This window comes from Robertmurraya sp. (assembly GCF_036676585.1).
GTDB lineage: Bacteria > Bacillota > Bacilli > Bacillales > Cytobacillaceae > Robertmurraya_A.
The window spans coordinates 1-15,539 of sequence record NZ_JAKFCQ010000080.1 but is presented as its reverse complement, the minus strand read 5'-3'; the positions used below and the strand labels follow the sequence as shown (position 1 = coordinate 15,539).

The window sequence follows — 15,539 nt, the reverse complement described above, 5'->3', positions numbered from 1 at the left end:
CCGTTCCCATACCGAACACGGAAGTTAAGCTTTTCAGCGCCGATGGTAGTTGAGGGTTTCCCTCTGTGAGAGTAGGACGTCGCTAGGCAAAGAAAAAAAGCACCTGAATGGGTGCTTTTTTTGCTATATTTATAAATATATCGATAAAAAAGCACCTATTAAGGTACTTTCCACTGGCTCATATATTAGGAGAAAATTTCTGGCTTATTAATTTTTCTAAGTTTTGAAATAAAATATTTATATTTTGGGTCTGTTGTTGGTGTAGCCACTAAACTTCGTTCACAATCGACGCAAATAAATGAAGTGTATAGATGTATTCCTTTCGGTTTGGACTGCTCGCAAACAACACAAATTTCCCCTAGCTGTTTTGTAGCTATAATTGGTTCCAAAATAACTCCACCTCCATACACCTATTGTTACCAGGATACATTATTTGTATACAATTTTTCGAATAATCTTTACGATAGATTGCTTGAATACTATTTTATGTATGATAAGTAAATCGTTGTATGTCTACATGGGTACTTTTAAAAAAATAAATAAGAATTAAAAGGACTAGTTTGTTAAAATAGACAAGTATGATACTTGAAAAAGATAAGAAGGATGTCATGTGAATCAAAAACACACCCCATTATATGATGCATTAATCAAACATAAAAATAAAAAAGCGATTTCCTTTCATGTTCCAGGGCATAAAAATGGAGAGGTATTTTTAAAAGAAGCTCATCCGGTATTCCAAAACATTTTGAATGTAGATGTAACCGAACTATCAGGTTTGGACGATTTGCATTCTCCTAGTGAGGCGATTCTTGAAGCAGAAACTTTGTTAGCTAATTATTATGAGGTGAAAAAAAGTTTCTTTCTTATAAATGGTTCAACTGTTGGAAATTTGGCTATGATCCTTTCTGCTGTAAGTGAAGGGGATGAAGTTCTTGTTCAAAGGAATTGTCATAAATCAATCATGAACGGACTGAGCTTGGCTAATGTGAAACCAATATTTATAGCACCGGAGTTTGACACAGAATGGCAAGTAGCCGGAGGAATAACATTAAATAGTATTAAAGAAGCAGTAAAGGACTATCCTCAGGTTAAAGCACTAATTGTTACATATCCAAATTATTATGGAATGGTAACAAACTTAAAGGAGATTATTACTTTTTGCCATGAACGTAACATTATTGTTTTAGTGGATGAAGCACATGGTGCACATTTTAAAAGAAGCAAGGGGCTTCCAATGAGTGCTACAGAACTAGGAGCGGATGTGGTCGTACAATCTGCACACAAGACATTGCCAGCAATGACCATGGGATCCTACTTGCATTACAATAGTGAAAGGGTTGATCTAGAAAGGGTAAAGGCGTTTCTCCGTATGTTACAATCTAGTAGTCCATCTTATCCAATTATGGCTTCTCTTGACCTTGCTAGAAAGTATATTGCAACATATGAGGAAGAAGACTTACAATATACTCTTCAAATGATTTCTCAGTTTAGAGACAAATTGAATCGGATTCCATCCATTAAGCTACTCTCGTATAAAGGTGAAGGAGATCCTTTAAAAATAACTATACAATCAAGAACAGCATTAACTGGTTTTGCGCTTCAGTCAAAATTAGAGGAGTATGGAATCTTTACAGAGCTAGCAGATGAGCATAATGTACTTTTTATTTTCCCACTCTTAAAAAGAGGAGATCTCTATCCTATAGAGGATGTATGGAGTGCGATAGTAAAAGGAATTGGAGGAGAAGAAACCTCTGAAAGAAACTTCTGGGAGTTAAATAAAGGAACTTCTATTTCAACTTTACAAATGTCATATAAGGAACAGCAAAAAAAGAAAGTAGAAATTATTCCTTTGTCAGAGGCAAATGGACGAGTATGTGCAGAGAGTATTATTCCTTATCCCCCTGGCATTCCGTTATTATTACCGGGGGAATTAATAAAAAGTGAAGATATTAAGCAGATTCACAACTTATTAGAGGCTGGATCGAGATTCCAAGGCGGAGAAAATATAAAGCAGCACAACTTAAAAGTATTTCATCATTAGAAACAAGTGAATTAGTTGGAGGGTATTATGAGTAAGGGTTTATTTATTACAATAGAGGGTCCAGAAGGTGCTGGGAAAACAACCATTATTGGAATGCTAGCAACAGCACTAATGGAACGAGGGATGAAGGTTATCGTAACAAGAGAACCAGGTGGCATTCCGATTGCTGAACAAATTCGGGAAGTAATTTTGAATAAAGAAAACACAGCCATGGATGCTAGAACAGAAGCATTACTATATGCAGCAGCAAGACGTCAGCATTTAGTTGAAAAGGTATTGCCGCATCTACAAGAAGGTTCTATTGTTTTATGTGATCGATTTATTGATAGTTCATTAGCATATCAAGGGTATGCAAGGGGACTGGGGATTGATGAAGTATATAGCATTAATCACTTTGCCATTGAAGGCAAGATGCCAGATACTACTTTTTATTTTGATATTGATCCTAAAATGGGTCTGAATCGTATCGGTCAGCATAAAGGAAGAGAAGTAAACAGACTTGATTTGGAAGAACTTCATTTTCACGAAAAAGTGAGAGAAGGATATCATCTCCTCTTAGAGCGGTTTAAGGATAGAATTATAATGATTGATGCATCACAGTCTGTAGAACATGTTTTTCAGCAGGCTCTAAATAACTTATTAAAAGCGTTAAATAAACAATAAGAGGGAAAGTGTCTTACAAGTTAAGGCACTTTATTTTTTTAAAAGATAAGAAAGTATAAAATTTTCGATTTTGTGAATTGTCTAGCTCCAGCGCCCTAGCGCCTAGTGTCCTTCGCTCTCCGCCCTACGATAAGTCAAGCACGAATGCGCCTCTGGCTCTTCGTGTTTCCTTTATCTCAGTTGGAGCGCTCCAGGCCTGTCGTGCGCTGACCAGGGCGCTTGCGCTTTTCTTTCAAACAATCCTTGAATTTCCTATTTTAGTTTATAGGTTAGAGCATGGTACAACGCTAATTACCTGTTATAATAAAGGTAATAATTCAGAATATATTATACCGCTAAGGGGTGGATGATATGAAATTAATTTTAGCAGTCGTTCAGGACCAAGATAGTAATCGGTTATCCAATGCTTTAGTTGATAATAATTTTCGTGCAACAAAACTTGCTACTACAGGAGGATTCTTGAAATCGGGGAATACTACCTTTATGATTGGAACGGAAGATATACGTGTAGAGAAAGCCTTGCAGATTATAAAGGATAATTGTAAATCAAGAGACCAGATGGTAGCTCCTGTTTCTCCAATGGGAGGGAATGCTGATTCCTATGTTCCATTTCCAGTGGAGGTAGAAGTAGGAGGAGCTACAGTTTTTGTTTTACCTGTTGAGCAGTTCCATCACTTTTAATAGCGAGGTCACCTATGAAGATAAATCAGGATATTCGTTTAAATACAGATAAAATTCGATCCGAACAAAAGGCAGTAACGAACAGTAGTTTAAAATTTAATGAACTCGTTCAAAAACAGGATCAAAAAATGCAAATCGGCCAACTTCAAAATCTCCTAAAGGATATTGAAAGTGCGGGTGAAAGGTTATCGAGGTCAAGAACATTCAAAGACCTTTCAAAGTATAAGACATTAGTCAAAAGGTTTGTGAAGGAAGCAGTTGATTTTGGCATGGACTTAAAGCAGTCACATAGCTGGAATCAGTACGGACAAGGAAGATCGTTAAAAATTGTTGAGACGATTGATGAAAAGTTAGTGGAGTTAACCGAGGGAGTACTTGAAAAGGAAGGAAACTCTATTAATTTGCTCGGTAAAATTGGTGAAATAAAAGGTCTTTTAATTAATTTATATACGTAAGTGAGTGAGACGATGCTTAAAACTTGGGATGAGATGGATCAAGTGCAGCCGATGGTTGGGAAGCTATTAAAAAACAGTATACAAAAGGATAGGTTAGCTCATGCCTACCTGTTCGAAGGTATGAGAGGAATCGGAAAAAAAGAAGCTAGTTACTTATTAGCTAAAAGCCTTTTCTGCTCTAATCCTATCGACATCTATATCCCATGTGATTCATGTAGCAATTGTAAAAGGATTACAAGTGGGAATCACCCTGATCTCCATTTGTTAGAGCCAGATGGCCTTTCGATAAAGAAAAAGCAAATTCAAGATTTACAAGAGGAATTCTCCAAAACCGGTGTGGAATCAAAGAAAAAAATGTACATTATTGTGCATGCGGATAGAATGACAGGGAATGCAGCCAATAGTTTACTAAAGTTTCTAGAAGAGCCGCATTCAGAGACAACGGCTATTTTATTAACCGAGGGGGCTCAGCAAATTCTCCCTACTATTTTGTCCCGCTGTCAGATCATTAAATTCCAGCCTTTCTCTCCTGCTATATTAATAAAAAAATTGGATGAACATGGGGTAGAAAGGACAAAAGCTCCTATAATTGCCCAACTTACCAATAATTTAGATGAGGCTTTGGAGCTAAGTCATAACGATTGGTTTGCACAAGCTCAAAAAATAGTGTTAAAATTATATGAAGTGCTAAAAAAGAACCCTCTCGAAGCTTTGGTGATGCTTCAAGAGGAATGGTTTTTACACTTTAAAGAAAAAGAACAGTTTGATCAAGGTTTAGACTTACTTCTTCTATTATATAAAGATTTACTATATTTACAGCTTGAGAAATCAAGCCAAGTCGTTTATGTCAGTGAAATGACTCGTCTGCAGCAATATGCACTTCATGCATCGGGAAGGCAAGTTGCAGATGGATTGTCTTATATATTGGAGGCAAAAAGAAAGCTGCAAGCCAATATGAATCCCCAGCTCCTAATGGAAGAGCTGGTGTTACGATTGCAGGAGGGATCTTCATTTGTATAATGTAGTTGGAGTACGCTTTAAAAAAGCGGGTAAAATATATTATTTTGATCCCGGAGATCTCTCAATTCAAAAGGATGAATTTGTTATTGTTGAAACAGTAAGAGGAGTCGAGTATGGCAAGGTGGTTATTGCTCCGAAACAGGTTGATGAGCATGATGTTGTACTTCCTCTTAAGAAAGTCCTTAGAATTGCGGATCAAAAGGATCGTTTAATTGTTGAAGAAAATCGTTTTGCGGCAAAGGAAGCATACGATGTTTGCTGTGAAAAAGTATCTACACATCAACTAGATATGAAACTAGTGGATGTTGAATATACATTTGACCGAAATAAAGTGATTTTTTACTTTACAGCTGATGGCCGGGTTGACTTCCGTGAGCTTGTAAAAGATTTAGCGGCTATATTCCGTACAAGAATTGAACTTCGCCAAATTGGTGTAAGAGATGAAGCAAAAATGCTTGGTGGTATTGGTCCATGTGGTAGAATGCTATGCTGTTCGAGCTTTCTAGGTGATTTTGATCCTGTATCTATAAAAATGGCAAAAGATCAAAATCTCTCATTAAACCCTACAAAAATTTCAGGGTTATGCGGGCGTCTTATGTGTTGTTTAAAATACGAAAATGATGAATATGAGTCAGCAAAAGAGCTACTACCTGATCTAGGTCAAGTAATCTCCACACCACAAGGTCCTGGTCGAGTAGTGGGGTTAAATATACTGGAAAGAGTACTCCAGGTTGAACTGGCTGATCATGAGCGTGTCCTCGAATATACTCTCGATGAAATATTAAAGGAAGGCGCTGTATAGATTCAATCCACAGATTAATGAGGTGGAAGGCGTGAATAAAAAAGAAATTTTTGATTCAGTAAGCAATATGGAAGCACAAATTGGGCATCTATATAAGCAATTAGGTGAGTTAAAGAAACATTTAGCTGAAACGCTTGAAGAAAATAACTCCTTAAAGTTAGAGAATGAGCACTTAAGGAAACACCTTGATCGAACATCCATCGAGAGGCAACAGCAACCAAAAGTAAGTAAAAGCAAAAAAGGTAAAAAAGCAGAGGAGACTCAGAACGAAAAAATTGTTGATATAGGTGAAGGATATGACAACCTTGCTCGCCTTTATCAAGAAGGATTTCATATCTGTAATCTCCACTTTGGAAGTCCTAGAAAGGATGACTGTTTGTTCTGCTTGTCCTTTTTAAATAAAAAATAAGTGGGTCTCCTTTGACAAGGGGGCCTTTTTTTCGGAGAATAAAGGAATTGAGGTAGGAGGACAACACGATATGTTAAAAGGCGACGAACGTTTGGATTATTTATTAGCTGAGGACCTTCGGATTATCCAAAGTCCAACAGTTTTTTCATTCTCTCTAGATGCTGTATTATTAGCCCGATTCGCTTATATGCCTATCCAAAAAGGAAATGTCATTGATTTATGTAGTGGAAATGGAGTGATTCCCCTTTTCTTAAGCACACGAACAAAGGGGAAAATAATAGGAGTAGAAATACAGGAACGTCTGTATGATATGGCGATAAGAAGTGTCCAATACAATCACCTTGATCAACAAATTGAAATGATTCATGGAGATATTAAGGACATGCCAAAGCGCCTTGGCCATGGGAAATTTGATGCGGTTACATGCAATCCTCCTTACTTTTTAACTGATGGAAAAGAAGAGAGAAATGAGAATGAGCATTTAGCGATTGCCAGACACGAAATTCTATGTACTTTAGAAGATGCCATTTCCGTATCTAGTCAGCTTGTTCGACAAGGTGGAAAGGTCGCATTTGTACATCGTCCAGGACGCTTGTTAGATATCTTGACTTTAATGAGGCAATATCGTTTGGAACCCAAGCGAATACAATTGGTTTATCCAAAGGTTGGAAAAGAAGCCAATATATTATTAGTAGAGGCAATCAAGGACGGCAGCCCAGATTTAAAAGTACTTTCGCCCATGTTTGTCTATAATGATAATAACGAATATACCGAGGAAGTTAAAGCAATATTGTATGGAGAAAATGAAGGAAAAACGGAAGTGGGTGGTCTACATGTGGGAACAAAAAAGCTTTGAAAATGAGGAGAATAAAGGGATTCTATATTTAGTTCCTACTCCAATTGGAAATTTAGAGGATATGAGTTTTAGGGCCGTTCGGATTATGAAAGAAGCAGATTTCATAGCAGCTGAAGACACTCGAAATACAAAAAAGCTATGTAATCACTTTGAAATTGATACACCGATTGTTAGTTACCATGAGCACAACCGGATGGTAAGTGGAGCAAAATTAATCGAAAAGCTAAAGGGAGGTGCAAAGATTGCTCTTGTCAGTGATGCAGGAATGCCAACGATCTCAGATCCTGGTTATGAACTGGTAGTGGAAGCAACACAAGACAGGATAGCAGTTGTCCCTTTACCAGGAGCTAATGCGGCACTAACTTCGCTTATTGCATCAGGCATACAAACACAGCCCTTTTACTTTTATGGATTTTTATCACGACAGAAAAAGGATAGAAAAAAAGAGCTGGAATTACTAAAAAATCAAAAAGCGACAATGATCTTTTATGAGTCACCACATCGGTTGAGAGAAACACTTCAGCAAATCGAGGAGGTTTTAGGAAACCGACAGATGACCTTATGTAGAGAATTAACAAAAAAATTCGAGGAGTTCATTAGAGGGACTACCTCTGAATTGGTGGAATGGTCCATTCAAGGAGAAGTACGTGGAGAATTTTGTATAATAATAGAAGGAAATAAGGAAGAAGCAGTGGAAGAAGAAAGCTGGTGGGAGAGTTTATCTATTTCCGAGCATGTGGAGCATTATATTTCTGTTAAAGGACAATCATCTAAGGAAGCCATAAAGGAAGTTGCAAAGGATCGAAATTTACAAAAGCGTGAAGTGTATCAGGCTTATCATATTCAGGAATAAAAAAAGCTTCTCTTTATCTGAGAAGCTTTTTGTTGAAATTATTTAGATACTTGAAAGTTGTTTTGGATCTCTTGAAGTAGTTGTTCTGCACCTTCACGGCTAAGAATTAACTTTCCGCCTGCTAGTGTGATATTATCATCAGAAACTTCACCAGTTACTTGGCAAGTCATGTTTGGTTTGTACTTTTTAAGGATGATACGCTCATCGTCAACGTAAATTTCTAACGCATCCTTTTCTGCAATTCCAAGTGTACGTCTTAGTTCAATAGGAATAACTACACGACCAAGCTCATCAACTTTACGAACAATACCAGTAGATTTCATAATATTTTAGCTCCTCTCAAATCTCCATTTTATTTATTTTTTTCTATCTCTTATTCGCCATTATTCGACAAATTTCTTTTATGTTTTTATAATACCAGCCATTCCCAAAAACGTCAATAACTTTATATCTGATTAAATTAGAAAATATTAGAAGTTAAAAAACGTTGGTATATCAACGTTTTTTAGGAGTGTTAGGATATGTTTCATGTTTTTTATATAAAAAAATGAAAAAACGTATGTCGACAAATTGTCATAATCTAATACATCATTCGACAAGAACCAACAAACGTTATTTCTTGAAGGTAGGTATAAACGATAGGAGGAAGTGGAAAAGGCTATATAGTTGATTATATTGCACATTTCTTCATAATTAGGTATATTTTGATGAGATAAGAGGTTATGCTGACGAGTATAAGAGGTGACTCGATTCAGAATGATAATCGGATGAGGAGTGAGTGATTTGGGTGAGAAAAGAAAGACATTTTATTTAACAACACCAATTTATTATCCTAGTGGAAACTTACATATTGGACATGCATATACAACAGTAGCTGGAGATGCGATGGCTCGTTATAAGAGGTTACGTGGGTTTGATGTCATGTATTTAACGGGTACGGATGAACATGGTCAGAAAATTCAACGCAAGGCTGAGGAAACAGGAATTACTCCTCAAGCATACGTTGACGATATTGTAGCTGGAATTCAGGAACTCTGGAAGAAGCTTGACATTTCGTATGATGATTTTATTCGGACGACACAAGACAGACATAAAACAGTGGTAGAGAAAATATTTTCTCAGCTTCTTGAGCAAGGTGATATTTATCTTGATCAATACGAAGGAATGTACTGTACTCCCTGTGAATCTTTCTTTACTGAAAGACAATTAAATGAAGGAAATTGTCCTGACTGTGGTAGACCTGTAGAAAAGGTGAAAGAAGAATCTTACTTCTTTAAAGTAAGTAAGTATGCTGATCGTTTATTGCAATACTATGAAGAAAACCCTGGATTTATCCAACCTGAGTCCCGTAAAAATGAGATGATTAATAACTTTATTAAACCAGGATTAGAGGATCTTGCTGTATCGAGAACGACGTTTGATTGGGGTGTTAAGGTACCAGGTAATCCTAAACATGTTATTTATGTTTGGATTGATGCTTTGTCAAATTATATTACTGCTTTAGGCTACGGCACCGAGGATGCTTCTAAATATGAAACCTATTGGCCAGCGGACGTACATTTAGTTGGTAAGGAGATCGTTCGTTTCCATACTATCTATTGGCCAATTATGCTCATGGCACTAGACCTTCCACTCCCTAAAAAAGTGTTCGCTCACGGTTGGCTTCTCATGAAAGATGGAAAAATGTCTAAGTCTAAAGGGAATGTGGTAGATCCAGTAACATTAATTGATCGTTATGGACTTGATTCCCTACGTTACTACTTATTAAGAGAAGTTCCATTTGGAGCAGATGGAGTCTTTACACCTGAAGGGTTTGTTGAAAGAATTAACTTTGATTTAGCGAATGATTTAGGAAACCTATTGAATCGTACAGTTGCTATGATCAATAAGTATTTTGATGGAACGATTCCGATGTACCAAGGTTCAAAGAGAGAATACGAGGTACAGCTTCTCCAAGTAAATGAGGAAACTGTGAAAAAGTATGAAGAAGCAATGGAGAAGATGGAGTTTTCAGTTGCTCTTACAGCACTTTGGCAGTTAGTTAGCCGAACAAATAAATTTATTGATGAAACATCACCTTGGGCTTTAGCAAAAGACGAGGAGAAAAATGATGAATTAGCAAGTGTTATGGTTCATTTAGCTGAAACACTTCGACGAGTGGCTATTTTGCTTCAACCATTCCTAACAAAGACACCAAAAGAAATATTTAAACAGCTTTCTATTGTAGATAGTAGTCTTCAGTCCTGGGAAAGTCTCGGGAAATTTGGGATGATTCCAGAAGGTACAAAGGTGGAGAAAGGTGAACCTATTTTCCCAAGACTTGATATCCAAGAAGAGGTGTCTTTTATTAAAGAAAAAATGCAATCGACTGCGAAGCCTGCTGTAGAAGAACCAAAAACAGAAGAAATTCCAGAGGTTGAGGAAATCACGATTGATGACTTTATGAAGGTTGACTTGCGAGTAGCACAAGTAGTAGAAGCAGAGCCAATTAAAAAGGCAGATAAGCTGTTAAAGCTACAGTTAGATCTCGGATTTGAGCGTAGACAGGTGGTTTCAGGAATTGCTCAATTTTATAAACCAGAAGAGTTAGTTGGACAAAGAGTCATTTGTGTGACTAATTTAAAGCCGGTGAAATTACGTGGTGAATTATCTCAAGGAATGATTCTTGCAGGTCAAAAGGATGGAATCATGTCGTTAGCCACAGTAAGTGACTCTCTTCCGCTAGGAGCAAAAGTGAAATAAGGAATAAAGTCTTACTAAGATAAAACATAGAAATGTTTCACGTGTAACATTACACATGGCTCATTCCTATGTTTTTCTTATCTTTCTGTTTAAATAAGCGAATTAGTGAAAGGATTAAGAGATTTAATAGTTGAGAAACAAATAATATATATGTAACAGAAATATAATATTGGAGGAAATAAATGTTATTTGATACACATGTACATTTAAACGCAGAACAATTTTCAGAGGATTTAAATGAGGTAATTGACCGAGCTAGGATGGAAGGTGTCCAATATATGGTGGTTGTAGGATTCGATCGACCTACCATTTTAAAAGCAATGGAATTAATTGAAGAATACGATTTTATCTATGCAAGTATTGGATGGCATCCTGTTGATGCGATTGATATGCGTGATGAAGACTTGGAGTGGATCGAAGAGCTTGCGAAACATCCTAAAGTGGTAGCTATCGGTGAAATGGGACTTGATTATTATTGGGATAAGTCACCAAAAGACGTACAACAAGAAGTCTTTAGAAAACAAATACAGTTAGCCAAAAAAGTGAAACTACCTATTGTAATTCATAACCGAGAGGCAACAGCGGATATTGTAACAATCTTAAAAGAAGAAAACGCCGCTGAGGTTGGGGGCATTATGCATTGTTTTAGTGGAAGTGTGGAGGTCGCGAAGGATTGCGTGGAAATGAACTTCTATATATCCCTTGGTGGACCGGTTACATTTAAAAATGCAAAAAAGCCGAAAGAAGTGGCACAGGAGATTCCATTAAATAAGCTTTTAATCGAAACAGATTGCCCCTATCTTGCCCCACATCCATATAGAGGCAAAAGAAATGAACCGAGTTATGTGAAGTTAGTAGCAGAGCAAATTGCTGAACTAAAGGGACTTAGTTACGAAGAAGTTTCACAGACAACAACGGAAAATGCAAAAATATTATTCGGCATAAAATGATAAGGAAACCTGTCGAATAAAATAAAAGCTTGTCCAAATCTTTTCTTTTTCTAAAAAGTTCTACACGTCTCCTTTATCTCATAGGATAACCGTGTCGACAACTCTCTCTTTCTTTTTTGAAATCTATTAGTCATAATAGTGAGTACGTTCAGAGGAAAATCCTGAGGGTTGACAGGCAACAAGATACTTTATATAATCACTCCATGAGAAAAGGAGGCGTTTTTCATCGTGATTCAAAGCATGAAAAACCTGTTTTCCAGGTCTTTGAGGACAAAGAAGTGGGCCGTTATCTCTGCTAGTTTCATAGTTTTTACAACAGCAACAGGGTTTACAGTTTATGAAACAACAAAAGAAACTGTTACCATGACAGTAGACGGCAAAGAACGTATCATCAAGACACATGCAGCCACAATTGAAGGTATTTTCGACGAACTTGACATTGCTCTTCGTTCAGAAGACTATGTGTTTCCCTCGGAAAACACAAAGGTCAAAGACAACTTAGAAGTTGTTTATAAACCTGCGAAACAGGTTCAAATGGTTAAAGACACAGAGGAAAAAGCAGTTTGGTCTACAGCAGATACTGTAGAGGAATTTCTTAAGGAACAAGAAATTATACTTACTGAGCACGATAAGGTTACACCTGATTTAGACACTGCAATCAAGAAGGATATGAACATTGAAGTAAACATTGCGTTTCCATTCAAGTTAAATAACGGTGGTACAGAAGAAGAAGCATGGACTACTACTTCGACTACGGTCGCTGACTTTTTACTACAACAAGGAATCACTCTAGGAGAACTAGACCGTGTAGAGCCTGAAAAAGACTCAGTTATTCAGAAAGATGCTGTTGTTAGCATCGTCAAGGTTGAAAAAGTCACCGATGTAGTGGAAGAACCGATTCATTTTGCAGTTGTTACAAAGAATGATAGTAATCTATCTAAAGGCACAGAAAAGGTAGTAACTCCGGGTCAAGAAGGATTGAAGACAAAGGAGTATGAGGTGGTATTAGAGAATGGCAAGGAAGTCTCTAGAACACTTCTAAAAGAAACACAGGTTAAAGAGAAGCAGGATAAAGTTGTGGCGGTGGGGACAAAGGTAAGCACGCAAACCGTGTCACGTGGCAATGATAGCGTTAGCAAAGAGTTTTTTGTCTCATCAACTGCTTATACCGCAAGTTGCAATGGCTGCTCTGGCATTACGGCAACGGGATTGAACCTTCATGCTAATCCAGGTGCGAAAGTGATTGCCGTAGACCCAAGTGTTATTCCACTCGGAACAAAGGTATATGTCGAAGGCTATGGCTATGCAGTTGCAGCTGATAAAGGGTCAGCCATTAAAGGGAATAAAATCGATGTGTTTTTTGCGTCTCAGGCCGATGCATATCGTTGGGGTCGTAAAACCGTTAAAATCAAAATTCTTAACTAATTCATTTATGCAGGGGGGCTGCCCTCTGCTTTTTTGTGTTTTTGTCCGTTTTTCATTACAATTGGTTTATACTATATAGACGAATTAAGTAGCTAGAATGTTTCATTTTTATTTCAATTATTTTAGTTTTTTTCAGAAAGACTGTTTATTTAATGGTATGTGTATTGGGAGGCGTTTATGAAGATACAGGAAATTATCGTTGTGGAGGGTAAAGACGATACTACAGCCATTCGAAGGGCTGTAGATGCTGATACAATTGAAACAAATGGTTCGGCGTTAAATGAGGATACAATCAATAGGATAAGAAGGGCCCAGCAGACGAGGGGAGTTATTGTTTTTACTGATCCAGACTATCCTGGTCAAAAAATAAGACAAACGATTGCTGAGCATGTACCAAATTGCAAGCATGCCTTTATTCCAAAGGAGAATGCACTACATAAAAGAGGGAAGGGTGTTGGTGTCGAACATGCTTCAGTGGAAGAGATTCAGAAGGCTCTTCGACATGCTCACCTTATGAAAGAAGAAGTAGAAGTACAGATAACTCAAGAGGATTTGTTAACAGCAGGTTTAATCGGTGGCCCAAAGGCCAAGGAAAGACGAGAGAAGCTCGGTAAACTCCTTTCGATTGGATATACAAATGGAAAGCAGCTTTATAAGCGACTGCTGATGTTTCAAATAAGTAAAACAGAGTTCTCAAGAGCACTAGCCGTTATTTTTCAGGAGGAAACAGATGAATAAAGATATAGCTACCCCTGTAAGAACACAGGAAATACTAAAGAAGTTTGGTTTTTCTTTCAAAAAAAGCTTAGGTCAAAACTTCTTGATTGATACCAATATTTTAAAAAGAATTGTAGATCATGCTAACTTAACTGAAAAGTCCGGAGCCATTGAAATTGGTCCAGGAATTGGGGCGTTAACAGAGCAATTGGCAAGAAATAGTGAAAAGGTGGTTGCGTTTGAAATTGACCAGCGATTGCTACCGATTCTAAAAGAGACCCTAGCTCCCTATCCAAACACAACGATTATTCATGAAGATGTATTAAAAGCAAATGTAAAAGAAGTAATCGGGGAACAGTTCACAGGCATAGAAGACATCATGGTTGTGGCCAATCTACCATACTACGTAACCACTCCGATTATTATGAAGTTATTAGAGGAGAAACTCCCAATTAGGGGGATTGTCTGTATGCTTCAGAAAGAAGTAGCCGATCGTATCGCTGCGAAACCTGGTGGAAAGGAATATGGTTCCCTCTCGATTGCTGTCCAATATTATACGGAAGCGGAGACTGTTATGGTTGTTCCGAAAACCGTCTTCATGCCTCAACCCAATGTTGATTCTGCAGTTATTCGATTAACAGTTAGGGAAGAGCCTGCGGTTAAAGTTCGAAATGAAGACTTTTTCTTTCAAGTAACAAGAGCAAGCTTTGCTCAGCGTCGAAAAACGATTTTAAACAACTTAACAAGCCAATTACCCGACGGAAAGATAAAAAAGGACAAGATATTGCAGGCGCTTGAAAAAGCTGAAATTGAGCCTTCTAGAAGAGGGGAGACATTGTCGATTGCTGAGTTTGCTCAACTTAGTGATGCTTTGCTCGACCATTTTGCGTAAAAGACCCCATCTGAGGGTCTTTTTTTCTTTTATAAGTTGGAGCTCACAACGTATATCACGACTTAATACCTCCGTGCATAGGATAATTAAGAATTATTCTATTTGAATGCTCTGGTTTTTTGGGCTAATTGGAGTGACTACATTGACGATCAACCTTTTGGATGTCGTTGGGAGAGTTTCGTATAATTGTGATATTATCTTTCGGGTTATAGATATACGAGAAGAAAAAGGAAAGAAGCTAGCTGTATTATATGGGGAGGATATTCGAATAATTGCAGATGCACCCTATGAAGATTTGGTCGTAATTGATCAAAATACCCGATCTAAAGTAGCATCGGAGTATCAATCACTCGAGGAACAATCTTACCAGCTTTTTCGGCAGGATGTGGACCTGTTGCAGTTCAAACAGGAGTTTGAGGCAACTGAAGGTTACAGTAAGCCGTTTAACTATTTTCAAGTGCCAGGAAAAGTATTACATCTTGATGGTGATCCTTCTTACTTGCAAAAGTGTTTAACTTTGTATGAAAAAATAGGAGTACCTGTAACAGGAATACATGTAAACGAAAAAGAAATGCCTAATAAAATAGGGTCTTTGATTGATTATTATCGCCCAGATATCCTCGTTATAACAGGACATGATGCATATTCAAAGGCCAAGGGGAAACCTACGGATATCAATGCATATCGGCATTCAAAGCACTTTGTTCAAACGGTAAGAGAGGCTAGAAAGAAGTTCCCTCATCTCGACCAGTTGGTCATATTTGCAGGAGCCTGTCAGTCACATTTTGAATCATTGATTCAAGCAGGTGCTAACTTTGCAAGTTCCCCTGCAAGAGTTAATATACACGCCCTTGACCCTGTCTATATTGTAGCTAAAATTTCCTTTACTCCGTTTATGGAGAGAATTAACGTATGGGATGTATTAAGAAATACATTAACGGGAGAAAAAGGACTCGGAGGAATCGAAACAAAGGGTGTACTACGAACTGGTATGCCTTATAACAAAGGTAATCACGAATGAGAAATGCCGTTC

17 protein-coding genes and 1 rRNA gene are annotated in these 15,539 nt (G+C 37.5%); 16 read left to right on the top strand and 2 right to left on the bottom strand.

The window, feature by feature from the left end; all coding sequences use genetic code 11:
• Positions 1–88, top strand: a 5S ribosomal RNA gene (gene rrf, locus ACGLXV_RS11295); the annotation flags it as partial.
• A gap of 97 nt (positions 89–185) precedes the next feature.
• Here rrf and ACGLXV_RS11290 read toward each other — a convergent pair.
• The gene (locus ACGLXV_RS11290) at positions 186–389 is read right to left on the bottom strand and encodes a sigma factor G inhibitor Gin (protein ID WP_119706190.1); all 204 of its coding nucleotides are present in this window, start codon (positions 387–389) and stop codon (positions 186–188) included.
• A gap of 221 nt (positions 390–610) precedes the next feature.
• Between ACGLXV_RS11290 and ACGLXV_RS11285 the strand changes: the two genes are divergently transcribed.
• The 9 genes from ACGLXV_RS11285 to rsmI all read left to right on the top strand — a co-directional run bounded on the left by ACGLXV_RS11285 (position 611) and on the right by rsmI (position 7,780).
• Positions 611–2,041, top strand: a complete 1,431-nt coding sequence (locus ACGLXV_RS11285) for an aminotransferase class I/II-fold pyridoxal phosphate-dependent enzyme (RefSeq protein WP_391558660.1) — start codon at positions 611–613, stop codon at positions 2,039–2,041.
• Between the two features lie 27 nt (positions 2,042–2,068).
• On the top strand, positions 2,069–2,704 hold the full coding sequence (tmk, locus tag ACGLXV_RS11280; RefSeq protein WP_391558659.1) for a dTMP kinase: 636 nt from the start codon (positions 2,069–2,071) through the stop codon (positions 2,702–2,704).
• 351 nt (positions 2,705–3,055) lie between these two features.
• Complete coding sequence (locus ACGLXV_RS11275; protein WP_119706193.1) at positions 3,056–3,385, top strand: cyclic-di-AMP receptor; 330 nt, start codon at positions 3,056–3,058, stop codon at positions 3,383–3,385.
• Positions 3,386–3,399: 14 nt separating this feature from the next.
• Positions 3,400–3,840, top strand: coding sequence for a YaaR family protein (locus ACGLXV_RS11270; RefSeq protein ID WP_119706194.1), 441 nt, complete (start codon positions 3,400–3,402; stop codon positions 3,838–3,840).
• 12 nt (positions 3,841–3,852) lie between these two features.
• Positions 3,853–4,860 carry a DNA polymerase III subunit delta' gene (gene holB / locus ACGLXV_RS11265; RefSeq protein WP_119706195.1) on the top strand — a complete coding sequence of 336 codons (1,008 nt, stop codon included), beginning with the start codon at positions 3,853–3,855 and terminating at the stop codon, positions 4,858–4,860.
• Positions 4,853–5,662: a PSP1 domain-containing protein gene (locus ACGLXV_RS11260; protein ID WP_119706196.1), complete on the top strand. Its 810-nt coding sequence runs from the start codon at positions 4,853–4,855 to the stop codon at positions 5,660–5,662. Before holB ends, ACGLXV_RS11260 begins: the two co-directional genes overlap by 8 nt.
• 31 nt (positions 5,663–5,693) lie before the next feature.
• Positions 5,694–6,071, top strand: coding sequence for a DNA replication initiation control protein YabA (gene yabA / locus ACGLXV_RS11255; RefSeq protein ID WP_119706197.1), 378 nt, complete (start codon positions 5,694–5,696; stop codon positions 6,069–6,071).
• A gap of 70 nt (positions 6,072–6,141) precedes the next feature.
• Positions 6,142–6,927 carry a tRNA1(Val) (adenine(37)-N6)-methyltransferase gene (locus ACGLXV_RS11250; protein ID WP_119706198.1) on the top strand — a complete coding sequence of 262 codons (786 nt, stop codon included), beginning with the start codon at positions 6,142–6,144 and terminating at the stop codon, positions 6,925–6,927.
• A complete protein-coding gene (gene rsmI, locus ACGLXV_RS11245; protein WP_391558657.1) occupies positions 6,905–7,780 on the top strand; it encodes a 16S rRNA (cytidine(1402)-2'-O)-methyltransferase in 876 nt (291 codons plus the stop codon). The genes ACGLXV_RS11250 and rsmI overlap by 23 nt, the downstream gene beginning before the upstream one ends.
• A gap of 38 nt (positions 7,781–7,818) precedes the next feature.
• Here rsmI and ACGLXV_RS11240 read toward each other — a convergent pair whose 3' ends face one another.
• A complete protein-coding gene (locus ACGLXV_RS11240; RefSeq protein ID WP_066059282.1) occupies positions 7,819–8,103 on the bottom strand; it encodes a transition state genes transcriptional regulator AbrB in 285 nt (94 codons plus the stop codon).
• A gap of 460 nt (positions 8,104–8,563) precedes the next feature.
• Between ACGLXV_RS11240 and metG the strand changes: the two genes are divergently transcribed.
• The 6 genes from metG (at position 8,564) to yabG (ending at position 15,527) form a co-directional block, all read left to right on the top strand.
• Positions 8,564–10,522: a methionine--tRNA ligase gene (gene metG / locus ACGLXV_RS11235; protein WP_119706200.1), complete on the top strand. Its 1,959-nt coding sequence runs from the start codon at positions 8,564–8,566 to the stop codon at positions 10,520–10,522.
• A 182-nt stretch (positions 10,523–10,704) separates the two neighbouring features.
• A complete protein-coding gene (locus ACGLXV_RS11230; protein ID WP_119706201.1) occupies positions 10,705–11,472 on the top strand; it encodes a TatD family hydrolase in 768 nt (255 codons plus the stop codon).
• 240 nt (positions 11,473–11,712) lie between these two features.
• Positions 11,713–12,897 carry a resuscitation-promoting factor gene (locus ACGLXV_RS11225; RefSeq protein WP_119710438.1) on the top strand — a complete coding sequence of 395 codons (1,185 nt, stop codon included), beginning with the start codon at positions 11,713–11,715 and terminating at the stop codon, positions 12,895–12,897.
• A 177-nt stretch (positions 12,898–13,074) separates the two neighbouring features.
• Positions 13,075–13,635, top strand: a complete 561-nt coding sequence (gene rnmV, locus ACGLXV_RS11220) for a ribonuclease M5 (RefSeq protein WP_119706202.1) — start codon at positions 13,075–13,077, stop codon at positions 13,633–13,635.
• The gene (rsmA, locus tag ACGLXV_RS11215; RefSeq protein WP_391558655.1) at positions 13,628–14,506 is read left to right on the top strand and encodes a 16S rRNA (adenine(1518)-N(6)/adenine(1519)-N(6))-dimethyltransferase RsmA; all 879 of its coding nucleotides are present in this window, start codon (positions 13,628–13,630) and stop codon (positions 14,504–14,506) included. The genes rnmV and rsmA overlap by 8 nt, the downstream gene beginning before the upstream one ends.
• A gap of 142 nt (positions 14,507–14,648) precedes the next feature.
• Positions 14,649–15,527 (top strand): sporulation peptidase YabG, encoded by an 879-nt coding sequence (yabG, locus tag ACGLXV_RS11210; protein WP_391558654.1) that lies wholly within the window; start codon positions 14,649–14,651, stop codon positions 15,525–15,527.
• The last annotated feature ends 12 nt before the right edge of the window (positions 15,528–15,539 follow it).

What these genes read in the sequence shown, in the direction of transcription:
- tmk (WP_391558659.1), top strand. Translation starts at nt 2,069, where the DNA reads ATGAGTAAGGGTTTATTTATTACAATAGAGGGTCCAGAAGGTGCTGGG.
- ACGLXV_RS11250 (WP_119706198.1), top strand. Translation starts at nt 6,142, where the DNA reads ATGTTAAAAGGCGACGAACGTTTGGATTATTTATTAGCTGAGGACCTT.
- rsmI (WP_391558657.1), top strand. Translation starts at nt 6,905, where the DNA reads ATGTGGGAACAAAAAAGCTTTGAAAATGAGGAGAATAAAGGGATTCTA.
- ACGLXV_RS11230 (WP_119706201.1), top strand. Translation starts at nt 10,705, where the DNA reads ATGTTATTTGATACACATGTACATTTAAACGCAGAACAATTTTCAGAG.
- ACGLXV_RS11270 (WP_119706194.1), top strand. Translation starts at nt 3,400, where the DNA reads ATGAAGATAAATCAGGATATTCGTTTAAATACAGATAAAATTCGATCC.
- ACGLXV_RS11275 (WP_119706193.1), top strand. Translation starts at nt 3,056, where the DNA reads ATGAAATTAATTTTAGCAGTCGTTCAGGACCAAGATAGTAATCGGTTA.
- ACGLXV_RS11225 (WP_119710438.1), top strand. Translation starts at nt 11,713, where the DNA reads ATGAAAAACCTGTTTTCCAGGTCTTTGAGGACAAAGAAGTGGGCCGTT.
- holB (WP_119706195.1), top strand. Translation starts at nt 3,853, where the DNA reads ATGCTTAAAACTTGGGATGAGATGGATCAAGTGCAGCCGATGGTTGGG.
- rnmV (WP_119706202.1), top strand. Translation starts at nt 13,075, where the DNA reads ATGAAGATACAGGAAATTATCGTTGTGGAGGGTAAAGACGATACTACA.
- ACGLXV_RS11240 (WP_066059282.1), bottom strand. Translation starts at nt 8,103, where the DNA reads ATGAAATCTACTGGTATTGTTCGTAAAGTTGATGAGCTTGGTCGTGTA.
- rsmA (WP_391558655.1), top strand. Translation starts at nt 13,628, where the DNA reads ATGAATAAAGATATAGCTACCCCTGTAAGAACACAGGAAATACTAAAG.